This window comes from Chitinophaga agri, from assembly GCF_010093065.1.
GTDB classification, from domain to species: Bacteria; Bacteroidota; Bacteroidia; order Chitinophagales; family Chitinophagaceae; genus Chitinophaga; species Chitinophaga agri.
The window spans coordinates 2,377,028-2,398,327 of sequence record NZ_CP048113.1; the positions used below are offsets into that span (position 1 = coordinate 2,377,028).

The following is a 21,300-nucleotide window of genomic DNA, read 5'->3' on the forward strand; positions in this document are numbered from 1 at the left end:
ATAGGATACACGTCAGGTATGTCCTTTACATTTCTCTTTCCGTCTAAGGTTCTCTTTACATCACGGGTTTCCTGTTCACAGGATCGGGTTTTGTAAGTTTTCTCTTATCAACAACATAGTATCTTAATCGTATTCTCGGTATAGTATCTTTGGTAGCTACACAGAACTCCCTTAAAAAAGGATATTTCTGCGGGACAAAAGTAACTCATACCAACTACAGAGATGCATAGTAAATATTTGACATGTTTGTAGTACTATTACTACACGCTGTCGCCGGGCACTACAAAACAAATTATTCTAACTTTGACGGATATGCCAAAAACCGGCTAGTAACCATATACCTATTTATATCCATAGTGAATGAACTATATCCTGATTACCCATGAACCCACCATCAAGCGTTGTGGCCTGTCTCAGATTATTTCCATGCTACCCGCACCGGTAACCGTATTGATGATGGAAACAACAGCCGAAATGATATCTGCTATGCAACGACAATCATTTGACCTGCTCATATTAAGCAAACACCTGCCCGGGAACGATACCAGTCTGATGAGGATGGTAAGGGAAAAATATCCGGCTACAAAAATGCTGCTCTTCTCTTCCCGCGAGGAAAAACAGGTGATGGTGGATGGTCTGTTTGAAACAGCGGACGCGTATCTCAGTAAGCATTCCACAGAAGAAGATATTATGCTGGCCCTCTCCGCACTGGTACCAGGACGTCCGCGTATAGCACCATTGAGACCTGCATTTACCAATCCGCTGGAACAGCTTTCTGCCCGGGAAATTGAAGTCATGAATTTGCTCTCGCAGGGGCTGCCGCTACTTAAAATAGCAGCTCAGCTAAAATTACAGCTGACCACAGTCAGCACCTATAAGACACGGATCTTTAAGAAGCTGGAAATCAACTCCATCGTTGAACTACTGGAGAAGATGAACATCTATGGCGCACGTAAGTTCGCTTAGTAGTGAAAGCCCCTGTAGCAGGGGCTTTCCTATGATAAATTAAATTTCTATCATTTGAATAATAGTTTTAACTTCATAGTCTGTCCGTAACCCCGGTTTACATCATAACATATTATTTACGCCCCAAAAATCCCCGTTCAATGGAAAAGCCATTAAGAATAGTCATTTATCTTGTTCTTGCCTTTACTGTTATCAACGCAGTCATTACTTTCTTTGAGAAAAGCCAGTTAAAACAAATACAGAGAAACATAGAAGCCTCCCAAAGAAATATTGACACTGCACTGAACTACATTAATGCGTCGCGTGCAGGACTGGACTCTCTGCAAGGTGATGTAGATAAGTTTAAATACTACATCAAAAACATTCAGACGAATGTCTCTATTCTTAATACCAAAAAAGAAATAGAGGAAGCTAAGTCCAATGCCAGACTAAAAGATTCCATCGTTATTCTGAAAGAGAAAGTGCAAGGTTTCCAGCAGGAACTGAAAGCGACAGACAGTCTTCCACCAATAGTTGTCAAACCCCTGTAAACAGACATAAGACATATGAAACCATTATCTATCCACCACAAGCTGCTGCTTGCCATCTGCTGTTGCCTTGCCATGCAGCAAGCCTATAGCCAGGGTACGCTAAAAACATTTAAAGACAGCTCCGGCACTAATGTATACAGTATTTACAGGGGGGATACCCTGTTGATTCAATGTGATACTGCATTTGTTGTAAACAAGAACACCCTCAGCATCTATAAGAAGTTTTACGACAAAACACGCCAGAACAACTCCTCCTTCAAAGGTATCATGGACAGCTACGAGCATATGATACACGAGCAGGATACCATGCTCAGGGTAAAGGAATTCTACTATCAGCAACTGAAACAGCAGATGGATTCCGTTACTAATAACTCGCTTGCCTTTATGGACAAAACAAGCCTGAGTCTGCAGGGCATCTCTTCCTCACTCGATAAAGCCACTACAAGCCTCGTTGAAACACAGCGGTTACTCGAAGACTCCAGGAAAATGCTGGAAGAGGAACGTAAAAAGCGTAACTCCCGGGCAATCAAATTTGGTATAGGAGGCGCCGTGATCGGTGCATTGATCACCGCACTGATTACGGCGAATTAAGCGTTCAACCCCCACTATCCTATTCTGTATGGACCTGTGCTGGCGCTGCCGCCCTCCTTGGATGTGTCAGCAGGTACAGATGGAGTATCGATAACCTGTTCTAAGTCTTTTCATTTTTGCGCTTAATATAAGCCTGCCGGTGTAATTGCCGGCAGGCTTTTTATTGCCCCGAAAGGCCTAAAAAAGATTTTCTATAACTAATTAAACCAACCTGCCTATATTTGCGTAACTAGTTACATAATTATTTACATAATCTCCCAGTTATGAGCTTTTACGACACTATCGGCAAACTGGCACTTGGCAGCAGACTTCGCCAGCTGACCGACATGATCACAGAAGATGCCACACAGATCTACGGGTTATATGACATTGATATGAACCCCAAATGGTTCCCGGTGTTCTATGTCCTGTCCAAAGGAGAAGCGAAGACCATCACCGCTATGGCGAAAGAGATCGGCCACTCCCACCCTTCCGTGAGTAAGATCATCAGTGAAATGGTGGATAAGGGCCTGGTGAAAGAAAAGAAGGATAAAGCCGACGGCCGCCGCAACATGGTTAGCCTGTCAGCCAAAGGAAAGGAGATCACCGAAAAGATCGCTGCCCAATACGAAGATGTAAATAATGCTATTGAGGCAATCTCCGCCGATACGCGTCACGACCTCTGGAAGGCCATTGGCGAATGGGAATTCCTGCTGGAACAGAAAAGTCTGCTGCGCCGTGTACAGGAGCAAAAGAAGGACCGGGAAAGCCGGAAAGTGCAGATCGTCGTCTACACTCCCGCCTATCAGCAGGCATTCAAAGACCTGAACGTAGCATGGATCTCGACCTATTTCAAGATGGAAGAAGCCGATTATAAAGCGCTTGATAATCCGCAGGGATATATACTGGACAAAGGCGGTCATATCCTCGTTGCTTTATATGAAGATAAACCAGTAGGTGTGTGCGCCCTGATCAAAATGAACGATCCGGAGTACGACTATGAACTGGCTAAGATGGCAGTATCTCCCGCTGCTCAGGGCAAAAGCATTGGCTGGTTACTGGGCAGTGCCATCCTGGAAAAAGCCCGTTCACTGGGTGCAAAAAAGGTATACCTGGAAAGTAATACCATCCTCAAACCAGCCATCAGCCTGTATCACAAACTGGGATTTGAACGGGTGATCGGTCATACTTCACCATACGAACGCTGCAACATACAGATGGAGAGAGTGTTATAAGATATTATATCCCCGGAAACTATTATTTGTAGTTTCCGGGTTATCTTGTATTTTTCCCCCATGCAACGTAACAATATCCTGCTCTATGGAGCAAATGGCTATACCGGCGAACTCATAGCCCGCTATGCCGCCCAATATGGTCTGCAACCCATCCTCGCCGGCAGGAACAAAGCTGCTGTAGAAGCCCTGGCAAAAGAACTGCAACTACCTTTCCGCATTGTTGAACTGCATGATAGTAATGCCCTCAAAAACGCTCTTGAAGATATTGCCCTGGTCATCCAGGCCGCCGGCCCCTATCACATCACGGCACAGCCGATGATAGACGCCTGTATCGCTACCCATACCCACTATATTGATCTCAACGGAGATCTCGATGTATTTGAGCTGCTGCAGGGGTATGATCAGGCGGCAAAGAATAGTGGTATCATGGTATTGCCCGGCGCTGGTTTTGACGTCGTACCTACTGACTGTCTTGCTCTCTATCTGAAAGAACAGCTACCTGATGCCCACGAACTGACGATCTCCTTTGCTGTCATAGGCAGCGCATTATCCCGTGGTACCTCCATCAGTACCCTGCACAAACTCGGTACGCCTGGCGCAATCCGTAAAGCTGGTAAGATTGTCTATGAGCCGATGGGTAAAAAGGGCATGTCTGTGCGTTTCCCCGGTTACCGGAAACCTGTATTTGTCATGAGTATTCCCTGGGGAGATATCAGCACCGCCTGGTATTCCACCGGCATTCCCAATATCACGACCTACACTGCCATCAATAAGTTTGCCTGGTACTTCCTGAAAGGGCAGTCCGTCTTTAACTGGCTACTGAAAACATCCTTCATGCGCAGCATCATCATGGGTATACTCAAAATGCAGTCTGCCGGACCCGATCAAAATATCCGCGATAAAGCTACCAGTCATATCCGTGGAAAAGTGATCAATAAAAATGGTGCGTGTGTGGAAGCCTGTATGGAGACACCTGAAGCGTATTCGCTGACGGCGTTCACCATACTGGTCATTGCAAGGAAAATTATCAACGGGGAATATAAACCCGGGTATCAGACGCCTGCCAGTGCCTATGGCGCGGACCTGATCATGGAGATAGATGGTGTAAAACGAACGTTATTAAAATAGACATTAAAAAAGCCCGCTGGTAGCAGCGGGCTTTTTACTTTATTTCTTCTTCAGTGCCTTTATGGCGGCATCATCTGCCTCTACTACACTGATAGCATAGCCGCCGCCTGGTGCACAGGCCTGTGATAATGTTGATTTGCTGGTCACCACCATCTTCCTGATGGTATATGCTTTCGGATTCTTCGCATAATGCGCATCCTTTGCATCACTGTAGATAGTCGCAATGTATTTCTTGCCAGCGTCCAGATAATCAAAGCTGATCTTAGACACTCGTCCGTTCTCATCGCAGGTGCTGCCTACAAACCAGCTACTTTTACCTTTTGCCTTGCGTGCAATGGTGATATAATCACCCGGTTCCGCCTCCAGAACTTTAGTATCATCCCAGTCTACCGCTACATCTTTGATAAACTGAAAAGCATCCATGTACTTGCGGTAAGTCTCCGGGAAGTCGGCCGCCATCTGCAACGGGCTATACATCGTTACATACAGGGCCAGCTGACGGGCCAGTGTACTGTTCACCTTCGATTTATTATCAGGATTGTACTGGCTGATATCCATTTCGAAGATACCTGGTGTGTAATCCATCGGACCACCTATAAGACGCGTAAACGGCAGGATGGTCGTATGATCAGGATTGTTACCGCCGAATGATTCATATTCTGTTCCACGCGCAGATTCCTGTCCGATGAGATTTGGATAGGTACGGGAAAGACCGGTCATATGCACAGCCTCATGTGCGTCAACCATGATACGGTATTGTGCTGCTTTCGTGATGGCAAACAGGTAGTGGTTCACCAGCCACTGACCGTAGTGGTGCTCCCCTCTTGGAATGATATTGCCCACATAACCACTTTTCACCGAATTATATCCATTATTTACCATGAACTTATATGCTGTATCAATGAATCGTTCATAGTTACGTACGGAGGAAGAGGTCTCATGATGCATAATGATCTTAATACCTTTGGAAGCCGCGTACCGGTGCAGTTCCTGCACATCAAAGTCGGGGTAAGGGGTGATGAAGTCAAATACGAAATCCTTTGTTTTGCCGAACCAGTCTTCCCATCCCTGGTTCCATCCTTCTACCAGTACCGCATCAAATCCGTGTTCCGCTGCAAAGTCAATATATTCCTTGACATGGGCTGTATTCGCACCATGCTTACCGTTCGGTTTAGTTTTGGAATAATCCGTCACCCCCAGTTGTACATTCTCAATGTCTGTATAGGCCCAGGTGCTTTTTCCTGTGATCATTTCCCACCATACGCCTACATACTTTACTGGTTTGATCCAGGAGGCTGCGTCCGCAAATTTCGACGGCTCATTCAGGTTATATACCAGTTTGGACATCAGGATATCTCCAGCCTTGTCACTTGCAATGATGGTTCTCCAGGGCGATTTACAGGGTGCCTGCAGGTATCCTTTGTCACCAACAGCATCTGGTGTCAGCACTGATTTCAGGATGAAGTTCTTATCATCCAGTTCGAGTGACAACGCAGCATATTCTATCAGTGCAGCCTCATGGATATTGATATACAGACCGTCTTTACTCTTCATCATCAGCGGTGTTTGTAATCCGGTGGGTGAGAAAGTGGTCTGTGATGCATTGGGCGTAACAGCATCCTTCATTTTGCCTCTTACTTCTGACAGATCAGATGTCACGGTGCTATATTCCTGTGTATCGTAATCGCCGGGCAGCCAGAATGCTTTGTGATCTCCTGCCAGGGCAAATTCTGTTCTCTCCTCCTTAATCACGAAATAAGCCAGGTGTCGCTGCTGTGGAAATTCATAGCGGAAACCCAGACCATCATTGAACAGGCGGAAACGTATGATGAGCTGCCTGTCCGTCGATACCTGACGCAGGTCAACTTCCAGTTCATTATACTGATTACGGATCTCTTTTACTTCACCCCATACTGGCTTCCAGGTCTCATCGAAAGAACTCGTCTTATTGCCGGCTACCTCAAAGCTGTCGATGAAAGAGGCATCCCCTTTGAGCTCAAGCCCCAGGTGACTGGGCCTGATCACATCTTTCCCTTTGTAGGTCAGCTGATAAGTAGGCTTTCCGTTATCCTTTATGGAAAATGTAAGGTGGAAATTTTTGTCGGGAGATGTCAGTTCCTGTGCAGTTGCCATTTTCAACAGAAAAAGGCAACAGATAAAAATAGACGTTTTACGCATGCTGTGTGTTTTAATATAGACTTTGTATGTCCGGTCAATAACGTGAGAGGCTAATTTCGCGGCAAGATAAGAATTGTCCGCCAAGTCCACTTCACTATTCAATAATATCCTGTCAATCAGATAACTGGCGCCAACTCCTCCTTTCCGGTCCCTGGTCCCCTAATTCCCACTGCTGATCCCGGCGGGTATATTTCTGGCAAAAATGTTGTGAACACTTAGCGTATCATCAAAACCTCATCAGCAATGGCAACGATTTACGACAAATGGTGGCAGAAAGGAGTTATTTACCAGGTATACCCACGTTCTTTCCAGGATAGTAACGGTGACGGTGTGGGCGACCTGAATGGTATTACCGGCAGACTGGACTATCTGCAATGGCTGGGAATAGATGCTGTGTGGCTCTCTCCCATTTATCCGTCTCCTATGGCTGACTTTGGGTATGATATTGCAGATTACACGGGTATCCATCCCCTGTTTGGCAATGAACAGGACTTTGACAGGCTACTGGAAGAAGTACATAAAAGAGGCATGCAGTTATTACTGGACCTGGTACCGAACCATACCTCCGATCAGCATCCCTGGTTCCTGGAGTCCCGCTCTTCCATTGACAATCCGAAAAGGGACTGGTACATCTGGCACGATCCCCTCCCGGATGGCGGTGTGCCTAATAACTGGCTGAGCGTATTCGGTGGTGATGCATGGGAGTGGGATGCAACAACCCAGCAATACTACTACCATGCGTTCCTGAAAGAACAACCGGACCTGAACTGGCGTAACCCGGAAGTGCAGGAGGCCATGCTTGACGTGATGCGATACTGGCTTAAAAAGGGCGTGGATGGCTTCCGCGTGGATGTAATGTGGCACATGATAAAGGACAAGCAGCTAAGGAATAACCCTGTTAATCCTGACTATGAACCTCATATGGGGACTTATTCCCAACAACTGCCTGTATATTCCACAGATCAGCCGGAAGTGCATGAAGTAGTGCGTAAAATGCGGGCCGTGATGGAAGAATTTCCCGGAGATCGTGTGATGATCGGTGAGATCTATCTTCCCATTCAGCAGCTGATGGCGTACTACGGGGTAGACAACAAAGGCGCGCACCTGCCTTTCAATTTCCAGCTGTTATCACTGCCCTGGCAGGCATCTTCGCTGGCCATCGCTATTGACCAGTATGAAGGCGCCCTGCCTGATCAGGGGTGGCCAAACTGGGTACTGAGCAATCATGACCAGCATCGTATTGCCAGCCGGGTAGGACAACTACAGGCACGTGTAGCCGCTATGCTGTTACTTACCCTGCGTGGTACACCGACGATCTACTACGGCGATGAAATAGGGATGCGTAATGTAGCTATCCCGTTTAACGAAGTACAGGACCCGCAGGGACTCAATATGCCGGATAAGAACCTGAGCCGCGACCCATCCCGTACGCCTATGCAATGGGATGCCAGCACCAATGCCGGTTTTACAACAGGTACTCCCTGGCTACGTCTATCTAAGACCTGGCAGCGGGTAAATGTACAGGCACAGGAGGAAGACCCTTTTGCTATACTGACGCTTTACCGGCAACTGATAGCACTTCGCAGAAAAGAACCTTCACTGCATGCAGGCGATTATAAACCTGTATACGCTGACAACCAGGTATTGGCATTCATCAGGCAGGATGAAGGACATCCGGCATTCCTGATCGTGCTGAATCTCACGCACCTGCCCTGCTATTTCAGACCACCGCATTTCACTTTTTCGGGTATCGTGGAACTTGCCACCTTCCCGGAGAACAATGGCAGTGTGGTAGAAAATACCCTCAGTCTGGACGGAGATGAAGGTCTCGTAATACGCCTGGATAAATATGCCGGGTAATACTATTTGACGTACTATTTATCCCTGCTATGAAGAATATGATGGCTAAACACTAAAAGCACGCTTCTCCGTCGGAACATGCCAACACTGGCCTGATTTTTATGCCTGTTTTACTATCAAAACCTGATCGCATGCAAACGATACTCATCCTCACGGACTTTACCGATGTAGCACTACAGGCCGCCCGTTACGCTATTCAACTGGCAAAACAACTACACAGCACACGTATACTTATTCTAAACGCCTACCAGAGTTTAGAACCGGTAGCAAACGTACCTGTTACACCGGAATTACCTATTGTACAGGCCAATCCTGATCAGCTTTATAAAGACAGCACTTCGCAACTGGAGCTATTACGTAAGCGCCTGGAACCTGAAGCTGGTGGGCTTACTATCAGTACACTGGCAGAAGATGACATCCTGGAAGAAGCAGTGAAAAAGGTAGTTGTAAAAGAAAATGTGGACCTGGTTGTGGCAGGTATTGCAGATAAATCCAATCTTGAGAAATTCCTGATAGGCAGCCATAGCATCCGGATCATGGAAAATTGTAGCTACCCGCTGGTGATCATTCCGGAAGATGCCCGGATGGTACTTCCGCAACGGGTATTATTAGCGGTGGACTTCGACGTACTCAGAGAAGGGAAGGCATTGCCCGGACTGGTTGCATTTCTCAACAGTCTGCAGCCTGAATCGCTGTTCGCTGTTAACATCGCCGGTAAGGAAGAGGATGCAGCAACCGCCAGGCAGGACATTTCACACCTGCATCAGTTGCTAGACAAATACAATACCTCGTTCCATTATCTCGACAACAGCAATGTAACTGAAGGGATCACCGAATTCGCGGCGCACAACAATGTAGCACTGATCATTACCCTGCATGAAAAGAAAGGAATACTGGCGACGCTTTTTCAGAAGAGTGTCTCTAAACAGCTTGCCTGGAACAGTGATGTGCCTTTGCTGATATTGCCTGCATAAGCGTATGTGAACGTTCATCCTGCCTGCCTCCGGGATATACCTGCTGTCCTGAAAAGTATCTTCCGGATTAGCAGTATGTATGCCGGATGATGGTATCAGCTCACTGCTACCCTTGGGGATGAAGTGCGGCCTGCAGCATCATATCGCTTCCAGGCATAATAAGGCACAGCGACTATCAGCAGGGCCACCACAGGTGCAATCAGCTCTCCTGCAGGATCCCCTACTGCCACTCTTGAACAGAAGGCGCCAATAAAATTGATCACGAAACCTGCATAGGCCCATTCCTTGATCGTCTTGAATTTAGTCTGAATAATAGCGATAGCACCCAGTACTTTAGCGGTGCCGAAGATGGTCATAGCATATTCGGGATAACCAAGATGTTTCATAACAGCCACTCCTGTTGCTTCATGTGCAATTCCGGCAAGGCCGTCCGCCAGCATCATCAGAGAGAAAATACCAGTTGCTACCCAATAGAAAATGCTGATCTTGTTTGTTTTCATAATTGTAAGTTTTATGATGCAAACATATCAGCATTTTCTGATAGATATCATGTGTGGATCCGACAGTCTGAGGGGGTATTCAGGACATTCCTGTCATGCACTAATTCTTCGTGAATACTGCGATGATATTAATACCGTCGATCCATGGAGATAAAGCCTTTACAGCCAGCTTATAGATAGGACGGGGCACGATGGACATGAGTCCGCCGAGGACAGGACTCGTCTCTTTATAATAGCTACGCTGTGCCACATACCATGGTTTCGCATATTCTTTTGTATTGCTCAGCGGCTCAACAATGATGTCCAGCGGCGTGATATTATAGAACTTCGGCAGTTCAGTGAATGCCTTCCTGTTCCATAAACCTGCATGATGTGGCGGCAGGTTCAGTGTTTGCCACTTATCCTGTTTGAACATATAAGGGTTGTTGTTAGGTACCCCTATGATCAGTTTACCACCTTTTTTCAGCGCCTTGATCGCTGCGTCCAGGAAACTTTTCACCTGGTAGATATGTTCCAGTACCTGGAAGCAACATACTACATCATATGTATCCGGATGTGCAGCCGCATGATCTTCAATCATTTCGTTGTACATACGCAGCCCTTTCTTCTCCCCTTTTGCAATAGCATCCAGGTTCAGCTCCAGACCGATCGCATCAATGTTCGCCTTTTTCAGCTGTTCCAGGAAGAAGCCGTCTCCGGCGCCTATTTCCAGTACTTTCTCACCAGGTTTGATCTGGCTGATCGCATACTTGTGCTCCCATTTATTGGTAGGATAATAACCCTCGTTGTCTTTATTCAGGTCGGCGTAGAACTGACCATCTCCCAGTATGCCTTCCGGTGCATAGAACCGGTAGCCCGTCTCCGTACACTCATACAATTCCACGGCAGGTACCCCTTTGAAAAAACGACGGGTATCTACGTTCAGTTTATCCTCATAGATCTTTACAATTGATTCGGTCGGAAAGGTTGTGATTAATTCGACACGGTTACCGCCTGTAACAGGACTCTTCATACAAGTAATGCTTTTTTATAATACCGGAAAATTTTCCAAGGTAATGAAAACATTTAATATTTATCAATACATAATGTTCTTTCATTGCTCCACCTGTTACAAGAAATGCGCCATTAATTGCCTGATGCCCCTGATGATCTGCTTGTACGGCGCTTTAAGATCAATGCACTGATCAGCGCTACTACTGTCCCCAGCGGCAGTACTTCCGTATAGGTAGCCAGGATCACCCCAACCGGCGTTTGATATACGCTACGGAAAAACGCGATATCCTTCTCCGTACCGGCCAGCTGCGCAGCCGTCGCCCCGTCCTCTTTCGCCTGTCTAATCAGATGTGCGGCATACCTGTCAATGAAATCGGGTATGAACAGATAATATTCCACCAGCCAGACAGCCGTATAACAGGTCGATGCTACCAGTGCAATGAAAAATCCCACTTTAAATGCTTTCCCAAAAGTGATGACACCCTGACTGTATCTGTCCCGGTAGTTCCTGATACCCACAAAAATGAAGGAAAAAGCGACCAGCATGCCCGCATATCCCAGTAGCTCGTTCCCCTTAAAATCAGGATTATAATAACAGGCCAGGGTCGAAGCAACCATCATAGCGGTAACGATCAGACCAGCAATAACACCAAAGATCAGTACGTTCTTTTTCATAAGTTCAAGATTAAATGATGGGAGCAAATATGTAGTATCCCTGCCTTTCAAGGTTCATACTTTAGGGTGATTTTCCTGTAAAACTGATTTTTCACCCAAAAGGTTGATATCACTAGGGAATGATATTCAAACGCTTAGCTTTTTCGATAGCCTGCGTTCTTCTTTCGACATCCATTTTGGAAAATAGTCGCAGCGAGTGGGTCTTGATAGTATTGAGGGATAGGTATAGTTGGTCGGCGATCTCCTGATTACTGCATCCGCCTGCCATAAGCTGCAGCACTTCCAGCTCTCTTTTACTCAGGTTCAGGTCTTTCAGCGCTGCTTCATTCAAAGAAAAAACAGCCGGCTTTTCAATAAACACTTCTTTCTCGACAATCACGGTTTCAACCTTCGGCCGGGCCAGCTTCAGGGCCAGCCAGATTCCCAGCCCGGTGAACAGCAGGGCGATCGCTCCCACGTACACCTCAAAGGCATGATCAATGATCACCAGACGGACCTCCAGCCATTTCAGTAAAAATAACAGTACCGCCAGCAATGTGCCGTACAGTAAGTTTTCCCTGTTATTTTTTACGAATTGAAGTATCATCATATCTGGTTAAAGACTTTCTTCAAAATTAACCATTTCTCCGGGATCACTATACGTATTTACCCGCATTTATTTAGTATTTTCATCTTTATCAGCAGGTAATTACTAATCACATAAGACTGGATATGAGACAATTATACATCATGTTGCTAATACTGGCAAGCACCCTTTCCACTGCCGTTGCGCAGTCCGGACTGCAACGTTTTGACGACAGGACCCTGGAATATCTGGCGGCAAAAAGAACACCCTCCCAAACAAAAGGCTGGCTGCTTATTTCCAACACCAACGACTATGTGAACGTGGCCATTCCGGCCGGACTGCTGGTAGCGGGTATCATCGACCACAACCCGGACATGCGCCAGAATGCGCTATATGTCGCCAGCAGCACCGCCACGACCTTCCTGCTCAACACCCTGATCAAAAAACTTGTAAAACGGCCACGCCCGTTCATTTCCAATACACATCTTACCGCTGTCTATCAGCCTTCGTCCACCTCCTTCCCTTCCGGGCATACCTCTTCCGCTTTTAGCTCTGCCACCGCACTGGCCAGGGCCTACCCGAAATGGTATGTCATCGCACCCGCTTTCCTGTGGTCTGGCGCTGTTGGTTACTCCCGCATGTACCTGGGCGTGCATTACCCCACCGATGTCACCGCTGGCGCCCTGCTGGGGGCAGGTACGGCATTCGGAATGGGCTTCATCAGACCGTGACATTTTTATAGAGATACCAGTTAACAACATACATTCTGGGCTCGGTTGAGTATTAGTGAGGTAAGCTTTCACCTACGTTTCTCTTACGTTTTAAGACGTAGGAGAAACGTAGGTGAAAGCTTACCTGGAACTCACCTGAAGACATCCTAAAACATACTGAACACCTGCCCAATACTTACCCAGGTACGACTGTCCACCCAAAATGTCCCGTTTCCCCCTCCTCAATGTCCTTTTTACGACCCAGGCAACCAATAGGTTTCACATATTTTTGTAGCCGGCAGGTACCATACCGGCAACTATTGCCCGCTGGCAGCACCTGAAGCATACCTACAACCCGCAATTTTTGTGTATATGATAGAAGTATTTAAAACCAATGTGCAGACCAGGAGAGATGCCTCCCTTATCCTGGAACAGATACACAAAATACAACCTGGTTATGACGCCAATTTCGACCTGGATGACTGTGACAAAATATTACGTGTGGAGTGCGTTTATGGTCCTGTTGACGCACGGTGGATCATTCAGCTGCTGCTGGAAAGTGGATTTACCGCAGCCATACTGGAAGATGTGATATATACTGTCAGTAACGCCATTACTGAAACCTTGTCATCTCCTTTCCGCTATAAACAACCACCGGAGCCTGCGAACCCACTTGTATAATACAGGCAGGGACTACCACTCCGGCTGGTTCTTTTTAACTTTTTATCCAGAACTCGTCGGGATACTCATCTTTGAAAACTGTACCATGTTCCCCGGCGAGAACGGCACCTATTTCCGCCAGCTCCGCCGCCGGTAAGGTAGCCTCGAGCAGCGGGAACAGCTGTCGTTCTTCCAGTCTGATATGTGCTTCCATTGAGTCAGCAAACTGTTTATACAGCCTGACATCTTCATCCCCGTCCTCATTAATAAGCCCTATCAGTTCGCGCATGGCGGCATGTTCTGTCAATGCCTGTTTGCACAAGGCATCATCAGAAGTGTTATACAACAACTCCTCTTCTGCCCTGAAATGCGACGAGAGATGATTTTCCCAGAAATAAAGAATATACCGCCATATCCTGTCCGTCTCCACTCCATACTTCAACCCCTCCCGGATCTTCCAGGCGCATTGCAGTCCGGCGTGATGCTCTCTTGACAACGGCATCAGCCAGAGACTACGTTTGATCGGCTTGTTGTCTCCCATGGTTCATTGTTTATTGTTCAGCGGAAAGCCCTTCATGGACTGCATGATCCTGGCAATGTTACTGGCCCTCGCCTTCGCATTATCCGCCACCTCGCCCCGGAACAGGCTATCGACTGTACCAGTAAAGAGTGTCAGCCACTGACCGAAGTGACGCGGATCAATAGGCATCGGCATGTGCTTGGTCATCGGGTCCCCTTTGTACCTGCCGGTATACAGTAACATCGTACTCCAGAAGTTGCACATCGTTTGGAGATGCGGCTCCCATTCACCAGCAATAGCGTCTTCAAATACCGGCCCCAGTAAAGCGTCAGCCCTTACCTTGTCATAAAAGGTATGTACCAGCTGCCTGATATCTTCTTCTTTCTGAATGTCCGTTAATTGCGGTCCCTTCTCTACATCTGCCATAATAATAATTTACTTGTTCAATAACTCCAGCGGTGAGGTAACGCAGTAATAAATTGCCCATCCCACGAAAGCGATCAGCAGCACAAACACCCAGAAAGGAATGCTCTGTGGCGTCTCACTGCCTATGATCAGGAAGTTACGCTGATCCCCTTTTCCGTAGGCATTGATCATCACCGGGACCACCCCGTCCACTACAGCGTTCTCCGCAATCCCTTCTATTGAAATAGCCGGACCATTCCGCACTTCAAACGGAACCAGTCTTATACCTTCTTTTCCGGCGGGATCACGACTGACGATCTTCAATGTATGTTTACCATCCACCAGCCTGGTTGTATCCAGTTCAAAGTTAACGGGAGATTCCAGAATAGCAATCGGTTTCTGATCGTCATCTATGAATATGTATATAGTACTCTTATCTTTCATAGCTACTGTTGTTCAGGATAAATTGTTTGATGTGATCTGCCGACTTTTCTCCCGGACGTATCAACCATTTCACAGAATAGAATAATGTGAGCAACACGATCACGACCATGACCAGTACGATCACGTAATCCCATTGACTGTCGGGCGTCCTGCCATGTGTAAGTCCGCCGGGTACAACAGCCTGCTTCTTTTTACAGGCATCACATGCCATCGCTATGTTGTAGCCACCGGTGAGCAGCAATGCCGAAAATATGTGCTTCTTCATCATCGTCTTTTTTAAGGGTTACTTAGCAGGTGTTGTTGTTTTGATCTCTTCCAGGAACTTACGCACCTGCTCTACGGTGACTTTGGGTGCATTATTGCCCCAGCTGGTACGTTCATGGTTCATGATAGCAGTGACCTCTTCGGCGGTGAGGTTTGCATTCGTGCCAACAGCCGGCATAATACCAAAGCCTTCACTCACACGACCATCATAACCATTCATGATAATAGTAGCGAACTGCAGCGGTGTGGGATCGAGTACGATCTTGCTGTCTTTCAATGAAGGGAAGGCGCCTTTCAGTCCTTCACCGTTCTGCTGATGACAGCTTTGACAGTTATTGGCGTACAGTGTCGTGCCATCCGGCGCACCGGCTGCAGCACCATCCGCAGCAGCAGTGGCAGCGTTCTTTCCATACAGGAAAGACGGGGTCTCTGTACCATCAGGCAGTTTTATCTGTTTGAGCTCCTGTAAGTAAGCGACCAGTTCCAGGGCAGCCGGCGTCGCTACAATGACGGTACCGGACACTCTATAGTCATCAGGTATTTTCACTACAACATCCTTTTTGCCCGCTTCTTTTTTTTCTTCAAATAACCAGGGATATGCAGGCATAACAGATGCAGGTGCTACTATCCGCGGATTGAACAGATGTGTAAGATGCCAATCCAGGCTTGGCTGACGGTTACCGACATCCGTCAGGTCCGGACCGGTGCGTTCCGTCCCCATCAGTGTAGCTGTATTCCGCCAGAAATCAGTACGATGATTATCGGCATAGTCAGCCGCAATACCTGGTCTGCCACCCCATTTCTTATCCATCTCTACATTACGTACCTGTTGCGTATGACAGGCTACGCAGCCATTGCTGACAAATAATGCTTTCCCTTTTACAGCCGCAGGACTCAATGGTTGCGCCTCCGGCAGCGGGGCATTGTTACGCTGATTATTCATCGCCGGTATAATAGCAACAAACAGGGTGAGTATAACAAATAACAGGAACGCTGTCCTGTACAAACTTTTATGATTATCAAAAAACTCCATAACTACAGCGTTGTTTCTATTTCAGAATAGGATTGATTTAATGTTTCGATAGCAGGCCCTTTTGCCTCAGCCGTATCATCACCCAGGATCATCTTATACAGGTTGTATGCAAAGAAGAGGTGAGACAACCACATCAGGCTACCGCCTATTGCACGCCAGAGCCAGTAAGGCGCCATCATGATCACGCTGTCTATAAATGGTTTTCCCTGCATCCACATGATACCTCTGAGTGTACTGCCATACATAAGTGGGACGGTATAAAACATCAATCCGATCAGTGCAAGCCAGAAGTGCGCCCCCACCGTTATCTGTGGTGCTTCCTTACCTGACAACCGGGGCACTACCGCATAGATACCTGCCCATAGGAAAAAGCTGACAATGCCGTACATGGTCAGGTGTGAGTGAGCAACGGTGAAGTCAGTAAAATGCCATATCAGGTTAGTTGTACGGAAGGCTTCCGCAGTGCCCTGCAATGATCCGGTAAAATAAAAGATAATGCCTACCAGGAAGAAGGGTAACGTATAACTGGAGGACACTTTATACCACCCACCGCGGAAGGTCATGATAAAGTTGGTAGTACCCGCAGCCACAGGAATGATCATACCGACAGAACCAACAATGGCCACTGTTTGCAACCACCAGGGAATTGCACTGAATACAAAATGGTGTGTGCCGATCAGTGTATAAAAAAGGATCTGTGCCCAGAAAGCCAGGATGCCGAGACTATAGGAGTAGATAGATCTATTTAATTGCTGTGGCAGGAAATAATAAACAATGCCCAGCGTAAACATCATAAACCACATGCCTACACCCTGATGCATATAATACCCCTGTACGATCGTCTCGCCCAGACCGTCCTGCCAGAAGGGAACATAAGCCACTACGGAGATCACGAGTGCAAATATGATGGCGGCAACAATGTACCAGTTAGAGATGTAGATCTCTTTCGTTGTTCTTGCCGCGATAGTTTTGATAAAGTTGTTGAGTGTGATCACGAGACCGATACCAAACAGTAATTGTATTGGCCAGATATATTCACGGTATTCGCCGCCACCGTTGTTAATACCAGCCATCAGACTGATCGTACCGAGTACAACTGCTGCATTGATCAGGATCAGCGACCACCATGCGTGTTTCATACTGGCGAGCGGCACATTGCTGACACGTGGTACTACATAGTGACCCAGACCGAGCATCCCCAGGGAGGCCCATCCCCAGAAGACAGCATTGGTGTGTACAGGACGCAGCCGGCCGAAACTCAGCCAGCTCAAATGATCGACATCAGGATGCACGAATTTTATACCGACGTACTCGCCTGCTGTAGTACCAAATACCAGCCAGCATGCAGCACAGCCCAGGTACCACATGACGAGACGTGATAGCTCCGGATCAATGGAAGGGCGGGCCCTTGCGCGCTGCTTCTGTGCAACGATGGAGAGACCTTTATGGATGTTGATATTACCCACCAGTCCTTTTGCATCCTCTGCCTCTTTCTCACCCGCCAGTTCTTTATTGCTTAACTGATAAGCCAGCGCTTTTCTGCGTTGTTCCAGCGCCTGTTCAATGATCGGATCGTCGGGAGAAATAAGATATTCCGTAAAAGCCATGATCTCTTCCTCATTCCTTTCCCTGTTCCGGCGGCGGATCAGTGCGGAGACCTTTACGGCCATAAGAATAACACCTGCCACGATCGGCACCAGCAGCAGGATGAGTGTGATGATGATACCTGTTTCCTGTAGCAGGGAGGAAGGCCGCGCGTCGACCTGTTGCGCGGTAGCAGGCAGGGCGAACCACCCACCGGTTAATACTAGTAAGAGCAGGGACTTTATGGTACCGCCACCTTCCTGCTGTTTCTTTTTCTTCAGTGCAAGATAGGCATCAATACGCCTACTGCTTAATGCGCTGATATATTCAGAAATTGTGGTCGCATTGAAGCGTGCAGGCGGCTGATCTGTTTTCTCGCGCATGATACTGGTACGCACTTTCAGGGAAACAGCCACGACCAGCAGAATGGTCACCAGCAGCAGTAAAATAAACAATAGCCCGTCTGTTGAGTCAGCAGAAAAGAAAGCGCGTCCCCGGATATTGGCAAATAGCGGTATCGGTATTACCGTCAATAAGACAGGTAATACCCGCATGAATAGATTAACCATGATAAAAAATATAACTGAGTGTCTTCTAATGTGTCTGTTTGCTTTCCATAACAGGCGTTGTGTCAGAAAGTAGTGCTACGTAGATGATTTCCGGAAGTTTCTGCAGAAGAGCATACTGTTTCTGCAGACCAAAGGTAGGCATTCCCCTTTATTAAAATACTAAATTGTCTTTTATTTTTTATGGATTCTGGTGTACATTTCAAGCCACTCAGCCATTTAGGAACAGTTTATAAAAGATATTTTTGTCTTTTATTTTGAAATCAGCGTATCTTTGTAAGTATAAACGTAAAAGATGTTTTCAAAAACATGTGAATATGCCATTCGTGCTATGATATTTATTGCGCAGAAATCGAAAGATGGCAGTAAGATAGGTATCAAGGAAATTGCAAAGGGGATTGATTCTCCGGAGTATTTCATTGCCAAGATCCTGCAGGAGCTTGGCAGGAAGGGCGTAGTGCAGTCACTCAAAGGGCCTACCGGAGGATTCTACCTGGATAACAGCGCCCGTAAAACATCACTCGCCACTATTGTGAAAGCCGTAGATGGTGACAGTATTTTCTCCGGCTGTGGTCTCGGATTAAAACAATGCTCCGATAAGTATCCCTGTCCGCTTCACCATGAGTTTACAAAGATCAGAAAGGATATAACCAACGTACTGAATAAGACCAGGGTCGGTGATCTCCAGGAAGAGCTTGACCAGCGACTCACTTTCCTTCGCAGAGATTGATTTGAACAAGTATAGGATAACCGTATTTAACTATGGAATAATAAAAGATAAAAAGGTATTAAATAAATAAGATACCGCTATATACTACACCTCGTTTTCACACACTTTTAAAAACATAAAGATGAATACAACACATACACCGGAAGTAACCGGCGGACTGACTGTGGGCGCCATTGCCGCAGGTGATTACCGCAAAGCCGCCATCTTCGGGAAATATAATATTGACTTTTGCTGTGGTGGTAACATTACGCTGGAAGAAGCTGCTACACAGGCTGGCATTACAACTGCCGACCTGATCGCGGAGCTGGATGCAGTTACACAAAGTAGTGCCTTACCTGCTGAGAAAGACTTCATAAATCAGGAAGTGGATACACTCATCCGGCATATTGTGCTGACACATGGAGAATAATATCTTATTTCCAAAAGCAATAGCGTTGGGCAATTAAGCATTCGGAGTTGGGAATTGCGACTTAACGCACCTTCCCTGCCATAACAGTTTTGTCTAATAAAGAATCTTTACATAAGCTTCTTCGAGGTACGTGAAATAAAAAGGCGCTACAATTATGCAGCGCCTCTTGTGTAAGATCTTTAGACCAATGATGAGGAAGACATGTAATTCAGGGAAAACATTTACAGACAAAAATCCCCAATTACTAATTCGGTTCCTGATTCTTAACTTCCCATTCCTAATTCCGGATTCTTCTCCATCGCCTTCTCTACTCTTTCTTCTACAGCGGTTTCTATTGTGTATTCAAACACCTTCTGCTGTTTGTATTCCACGAAACCTGTCTTCAGGTAAAAAGCATGCGCGCCATCCCTGATCACATTACTGCGTACCCGCAGTTTTTCAATGTTCCTTTCTGCAGACCACTTCTTAGCTTTCTCCACTAGTAATCTACCAATACCTTTTCCATGAGCATTACGGGATACAACCAGTCCGCCGATTTCACAAAACGGCCCTGATTCGAGACGAATGGTATAGAGTACATGAATCCATCCTAACACGGTCTCGCCGTTAACTGCGACATAGGCTACATCACAGATACTTTTGTCGATAGCCTGGATGTAAGTGATGGTGTCTTTAACTGATGTGGGGTAACCTAGTTCTGCTGATAAAGCTGATACCTGCGTAGCATCTTTTACAGATACGTGCCGGACATAAATCGCACCGTTCATTTACTGCTTATTTATCTTAAATAATTTTTCAATATAATTGAATGGAATAAAAGTAATCATTTTCATGCTTGGCATGGCATATTTCTTGGTGTTATTTATGGCAAAAATAGTGCTATGGAAACAACACATGAAATTAAAATTATCCCTGTAGATTACAATTCGGCGGAAATGCCTGATGCTGTTACAAAATATAAACCTATCCTGGTGAAGGACGGCGATGACTACTGCTGTTTCCTCGGCGAAAGACCCGAGTATGGCGTGTATGGCTGGGGTAACACTCCTGAGCTGGCCATCATGCACTGGAACCAGAAGTACCTGCAAAAAACCGTTGAGGGCGCATTATTTTCTACTAAGAAACCCTTACCGGAAGAGATACATAATACAGATATCGTGAAAGGCTACCTGTACCGTAGAGTGTCCAATTAATGCAACATGCCGTAGAAAAAAACGTATCTTGCATAAAGGTAATTTTTCATATGGCTACAATCACAATATTAAGGCAACTCTTCAACCGGGATCTGATTAAGCTCAAATCTGAAATTTCCTTATATCAACAGGAAACTGCTATCTGGAAAACCGACGCCAACATTGCCAACTCAGCAGGAAATCTCTGCCTGCATCTCGTAGGAAATCTGAATACTTATATCGGTGCGCAATTAGGCATGTCTGGATATATACGCGACCGGGAAGCGGAATTTTCCGTGAAAGATGTACCGCGCTCCGAACTGCTGCAAAAAATAGCGGACACAATTACAATTGTTGACCACACCCTGGCGGGACTTACAGCTACACAGCTGGAAGAGGAATACCCTATTGTGGTATTTGACGGAAAGACCACTACAGGATATATGCTGATGCACCTGGCGACGCACCTGGCATATCATCTCGGCCAGATCAATTATCACAGAAGACTGCTGGACACAGGTAAGTAAAAAGAGAATTATAAATTCATACGGAATAGTTAATAATTAGTATTTTGCTGTGAAGACAGGATTGTCATGCACTCATCTGCCTTTACAACAAAATATTATTTG

General features: G+C 46.5%; 25 protein-coding genes. 13 read left to right on the forward strand and 12 right to left on the reverse strand.

Annotated elements, in window-relative coordinates; genetic code table 11:
- Positions 1-360 precede the first annotated feature (360 nt).
- The 5 genes from GWR21_RS09115 to GWR21_RS09135 all read left to right on the forward strand — a co-directional run bounded on the left by GWR21_RS09115 (position 361) and on the right by GWR21_RS09135 (position 4,429).
- Positions 361-966 (forward strand): LuxR C-terminal-related transcriptional regulator, encoded by a 606-nt coding sequence (locus GWR21_RS09115; RefSeq protein WP_162331436.1) that lies wholly within the window; start codon positions 361-363, stop codon positions 964-966.
- A gap of 140 nt (positions 967-1,106) precedes the next feature.
- Entirely contained in the window at positions 1,107-1,496 is a 390-nt protein-coding gene (locus GWR21_RS09120; protein ID WP_162331437.1) for a hypothetical protein, read from the forward strand.
- A gap of 15 nt (positions 1,497-1,511) precedes the next feature.
- Positions 1,512-2,087 carry a hypothetical protein gene (locus GWR21_RS09125; protein ID WP_162331438.1) on the forward strand — a complete coding sequence of 192 codons (576 nt, stop codon included), beginning with the start codon at positions 1,512-1,514 and terminating at the stop codon, positions 2,085-2,087.
- Between the two features lie 263 nt (positions 2,088-2,350).
- Positions 2,351-3,301: a bifunctional helix-turn-helix transcriptional regulator/GNAT family N-acetyltransferase gene (locus tag GWR21_RS09130; RefSeq protein WP_162331439.1), complete on the forward strand. Its 951-nt coding sequence runs from the start codon at positions 2,351-2,353 to the stop codon at positions 3,299-3,301.
- Positions 3,302-3,361: 60 nt separating this feature from the next.
- On the forward strand, positions 3,362-4,429 hold the full coding sequence (locus GWR21_RS09135) for a saccharopine dehydrogenase family protein (RefSeq protein ID WP_162331440.1): 1,068 nt from the start codon (positions 3,362-3,364) through the stop codon (positions 4,427-4,429).
- Positions 4,430-4,468: 39 nt separating this feature from the next.
- On the opposite strand, the gene GWR21_RS09140 is transcribed toward GWR21_RS09135, so the two are convergent.
- Positions 4,469-6,607 carry a glycoside hydrolase family 97 protein gene (locus tag GWR21_RS09140; protein ID WP_162331441.1) on the reverse strand — a complete coding sequence of 713 codons (2,139 nt, stop codon included), beginning with the start codon at positions 6,605-6,607 and terminating at the stop codon, positions 4,469-4,471.
- 243 nt (positions 6,608-6,850) lie between these two features.
- Here GWR21_RS09140 and GWR21_RS09145 point away from each other — a divergent pair, with 243 nt between their 5' ends.
- The gene (locus tag GWR21_RS09145; protein WP_162331442.1) at positions 6,851-8,467 is read left to right on the forward strand and encodes an alpha-amylase family glycosyl hydrolase; all 1,617 of its coding nucleotides are present in this window, start codon (positions 6,851-6,853) and stop codon (positions 8,465-8,467) included.
- Positions 8,468-8,598: 131 nt separating this feature from the next.
- Positions 8,599-9,441 carry a universal stress protein gene (locus tag GWR21_RS09150; RefSeq protein ID WP_162331443.1) on the forward strand — a complete coding sequence of 281 codons (843 nt, stop codon included), beginning with the start codon at positions 8,599-8,601 and terminating at the stop codon, positions 9,439-9,441.
- A 95-nt stretch (positions 9,442-9,536) separates the two neighbouring features.
- On the opposite strand, the gene GWR21_RS09155 is transcribed toward GWR21_RS09150, so the two are convergent.
- The 4 genes from GWR21_RS09155 to GWR21_RS09170 all read right to left on the reverse strand — a co-directional run bounded on the left by GWR21_RS09155 (position 9,537) and on the right by GWR21_RS09170 (position 12,195).
- Positions 9,537-9,941 (reverse strand): DoxX family protein, encoded by a 405-nt coding sequence (locus GWR21_RS09155; protein WP_162331444.1) that lies wholly within the window; start codon positions 9,939-9,941, stop codon positions 9,537-9,539.
- 100 nt (positions 9,942-10,041) lie between these two features.
- Positions 10,042-10,953, reverse strand: coding sequence for a class I SAM-dependent methyltransferase (locus tag GWR21_RS09160; RefSeq protein ID WP_162331445.1), 912 nt, complete (start codon positions 10,951-10,953; stop codon positions 10,042-10,044).
- Between the two features lie 113 nt (positions 10,954-11,066).
- Positions 11,067-11,609 carry a DUF4199 domain-containing protein gene (locus GWR21_RS09165; protein ID WP_162331446.1) on the reverse strand — a complete coding sequence of 181 codons (543 nt, stop codon included), beginning with the start codon at positions 11,607-11,609 and terminating at the stop codon, positions 11,067-11,069.
- A 112-nt stretch (positions 11,610-11,721) separates the two neighbouring features.
- On the reverse strand, positions 11,722-12,195 hold the full coding sequence (locus GWR21_RS09170; RefSeq protein WP_162331447.1) for a helix-turn-helix transcriptional regulator: 474 nt from the start codon (positions 12,193-12,195) through the stop codon (positions 11,722-11,724).
- Between the two features lie 125 nt (positions 12,196-12,320).
- On the opposite strand from GWR21_RS09170, the gene GWR21_RS09175 reads away from it, so the two are divergent.
- Together GWR21_RS09175 and GWR21_RS09180 are read left to right on the forward strand one after the other, a co-directional pair.
- Positions 12,321-12,905, forward strand: coding sequence for a phosphatase PAP2 family protein (locus GWR21_RS09175; protein WP_162331448.1), 585 nt, complete (start codon positions 12,321-12,323; stop codon positions 12,903-12,905).
- Between the two features lie 351 nt (positions 12,906-13,256).
- Entirely contained in the window at positions 13,257-13,565 is a 309-nt protein-coding gene (locus GWR21_RS09180; RefSeq protein ID WP_202929073.1) for a hypothetical protein, read from the forward strand.
- Positions 13,566-13,599: 34 nt separating this feature from the next.
- Here the strand turns inward: GWR21_RS09180 and GWR21_RS09185 are convergent, their stop codons facing one another.
- Genes GWR21_RS09185 through GWR21_RS09210 form a run of 6 tightly spaced genes read right to left on the reverse strand, consistent with a single transcriptional unit; the run spans position 13,600 to position 18,363 of the window.
- Positions 13,600-14,085, reverse strand: a complete 486-nt coding sequence (locus GWR21_RS09185) for a hemerythrin domain-containing protein (protein WP_162331449.1) — start codon at positions 14,083-14,085, stop codon at positions 13,600-13,602.
- Positions 14,086-14,088: 3 nt separating this feature from the next.
- On the reverse strand, positions 14,089-14,490 hold the full coding sequence (locus tag GWR21_RS09190) for a group III truncated hemoglobin (RefSeq protein ID WP_162331450.1): 402 nt from the start codon (positions 14,488-14,490) through the stop codon (positions 14,089-14,091).
- Between the two features lie 9 nt (positions 14,491-14,499).
- The gene (locus GWR21_RS09195; RefSeq protein ID WP_162331451.1) at positions 14,500-14,913 is read right to left on the reverse strand and encodes a cytochrome C; all 414 of its coding nucleotides are present in this window, start codon (positions 14,911-14,913) and stop codon (positions 14,500-14,502) included.
- Complete coding sequence (locus tag GWR21_RS09200) at positions 14,903-15,178, reverse strand: hypothetical protein (protein WP_238430270.1); 276 nt, start codon at positions 15,176-15,178, stop codon at positions 14,903-14,905. Before GWR21_RS09200 ends, GWR21_RS09195 begins: the two co-directional genes overlap by 11 nt.
- An 18-nt stretch (positions 15,179-15,196) precedes the next feature.
- A complete protein-coding gene (locus GWR21_RS09205; RefSeq protein WP_238430272.1) occupies positions 15,197-16,183 on the reverse strand; it encodes a cbb3-type cytochrome c oxidase subunit II in 987 nt (328 codons plus the stop codon).
- Positions 16,184-16,212: 29 nt separating this feature from the next.
- Positions 16,213-18,363: a cbb3-type cytochrome c oxidase subunit I gene (locus tag GWR21_RS09210; protein WP_238430274.1), complete on the reverse strand. Its 2,151-nt coding sequence runs from the start codon at positions 18,361-18,363 to the stop codon at positions 16,213-16,215.
- Between the two features lie 292 nt (positions 18,364-18,655).
- On the opposite strand from GWR21_RS09210, the gene GWR21_RS09215 reads away from it, so the two are divergent.
- Both GWR21_RS09215 and GWR21_RS09220 read left to right on the forward strand, forming a co-directional pair.
- Entirely contained in the window at positions 18,656-19,090 is a 435-nt protein-coding gene (locus GWR21_RS09215; protein ID WP_162331454.1) for an RrF2 family transcriptional regulator, read from the forward strand.
- A 121-nt stretch (positions 19,091-19,211) separates the two neighbouring features.
- Positions 19,212-19,499 carry a DUF542 domain-containing protein gene (locus tag GWR21_RS09220; protein ID WP_162331455.1) on the forward strand — a complete coding sequence of 96 codons (288 nt, stop codon included), beginning with the start codon at positions 19,212-19,214 and terminating at the stop codon, positions 19,497-19,499.
- A gap of 263 nt (positions 19,500-19,762) precedes the next feature.
- On the opposite strand, the gene GWR21_RS09225 is transcribed toward GWR21_RS09220, so the two are convergent.
- The gene (locus GWR21_RS09225; RefSeq protein WP_162331456.1) at positions 19,763-20,266 is read right to left on the reverse strand and encodes a GNAT family N-acetyltransferase; all 504 of its coding nucleotides are present in this window, start codon (positions 20,264-20,266) and stop codon (positions 19,763-19,765) included.
- 114 nt (positions 20,267-20,380) lie between these two features.
- On the opposite strand from GWR21_RS09225, the gene GWR21_RS09230 reads away from it, so the two are divergent.
- Positions 20,381-20,692 carry a hypothetical protein gene (locus GWR21_RS09230; RefSeq protein ID WP_162331457.1) on the forward strand — a complete coding sequence of 104 codons (312 nt, stop codon included), beginning with the start codon at positions 20,381-20,383 and terminating at the stop codon, positions 20,690-20,692.
- Between the two features lie 50 nt (positions 20,693-20,742).
- On the forward strand, positions 20,743-21,198 hold the full coding sequence (locus GWR21_RS09235; protein ID WP_162331458.1) for a DinB family protein: 456 nt from the start codon (positions 20,743-20,745) through the stop codon (positions 21,196-21,198).
- The last annotated feature ends 102 nt before the right edge of the window (positions 21,199-21,300 follow it).